This window comes from Mesorhizobium sp. M7A.F.Ca.CA.002.09.1.1 (assembly GCF_003998555.1).
GTDB classification, from domain to species: Bacteria; Pseudomonadota; Alphaproteobacteria; order Rhizobiales; family Rhizobiaceae; genus Mesorhizobium; species Mesorhizobium ciceri.
In genome coordinates, this window is record NZ_RZRR01001125.1 from 1 (window position 1) to 1496 (window position 1496).

At 64.3% G+C, this 1496-nt stretch carries 1 protein-coding gene and 1 pseudogene; one reads left to right on the plus strand and one right to left on the minus strand.

The features are described from left to right. Positions 1–347, plus strand: a pseudogene (locus EN994_RS30945) (carbamoyl phosphate synthase small subunit); the annotation flags it as partial. A gap of 73 nt (positions 348–420) precedes the next feature. On the opposite strand, the gene EN994_RS30950 reads toward EN994_RS30945, so the two are convergent. Continuing rightward, a partial coding sequence (locus EN994_RS30950) for an MFS transporter (protein WP_164746392.1) occupies positions 421–1496 on the minus strand: 1076 nt, incomplete at its 5' end.

Sequence of the window (1496 nt, forward strand, 5' to 3'; positions counted from 1 at the left end):
AGATGCTGGCGCTGGCGCTGGGCGGCAAGACCGCCAAGATGCACCAGGGCCATCACGGCGCCAACCATCCGGTCAAGGACCACACCACCGGCAAGGTCGAGATCGTCTCGATGAACCACGGCTTTGCCGTGGATGCCGACTCGCTGCCATCAGGCGTCGAGGAAACCCACGTCTCGCTGTTCGACGGTTCGAATTGCGGCATCACCCTGACCGGCCGGCCGGTGTTCTCGGTCCAGCATCACCCCGAGGCTTCGCCCGGCCCGCAGGATTCACACTACCTGTTCCGCCGCTTCGTCAATTTGATCCGCGAAAAGCGCGGTGAGGAATTGCTGGCCGAACGGGCTTAGCGCGATCCGGTAGCGCCGCCCCTCATTGCCCTGCCGGGATGGCCCTCCCTGGTGAGCGCAATGCGGTTGTGACTCACACCTGTGCTCCATCCTCAGCGACACCGGTGGCGACATTCGTGCGCGCTGCCGGCCTCGCAACTTTCGTCACAAAGACGATGACCGCCAGCGTCAGGAAGCACGCTCCCAGCAGATAGGGCGCGCCGCCGAAGGTCACCGGCGCGCTTGGCCCGGTGAACCAGGAAAAGATCGCCGTGTAGAGCAGCGGCGTGATGATCGAGGTGATCGAGAAGATCGAGGTCATCGCGCCCTGCAGTTCGCCTTGCGCCGAAGGCGGCACCTTGGCGGCGGCGAGGCTCCGCAGCGGCGGGTCGGCCAGCGCTTCCAGGCAGCCGACGACGATCACCGCATAGATCATCCAGCCTTGCGACGCGAAGGCGTAGCCGAAGGCGCTGGCTGCCGTGAATGTCAGGCCGATGACTGCGGTCTTCCACTCGCCAAGCCTAGGGATGACGCGCGGCAGCACCGTCGCCATGACGATCGCGCCGCACAGGCCAAAGGCGCCGAGCGAGAAGCCGATCTGCTGCTCGCTCCAGCCATAGCGGTAGCTGGAGACGAACGACCAGACCGCCGGATACATCATATGCCCGAGCGTCATCAGGAAGAAGACAAGCCCGATCCAGCCGATGCCTTGATATTGGCGCATCTGCAGAAGCGTGCCGACCGGGTTGGCGCGTTTCCACTCGAAGCGGCGGCGGTGCTTGTCATCGAGCGTTTCCGGCAGGAAAAACAAAGCGATGAGGAAATTCACGAAGGCGAGCCCGGCGGCGAAATAGAACGGCACGCGCGGCCCGAACGTGCCGAGCAGCCCGCCCAGAACCGGCCCGATGACGAAGCCGACGCCAAATGCGATGCCGAGCAGGCCGAAATTCTTAGCCCGATTGTCATCGTTCGAGATGTCGGCGATGAAGGCCGATGTCGTCGAATAGCTGGCGCCCGAAATGCCGGCCAGCACGCGCCCGATGAACAGCATCGGGTAGGACCAGGCGACGGCGCAGATCAGATTGTCGATGGAGAAGGTCAGCACCGATGCGAGCAGGATCGGCCGCCGCCCGAACCGGTCGCTCAAGCCGCCCATGATCGGTGCGAAGA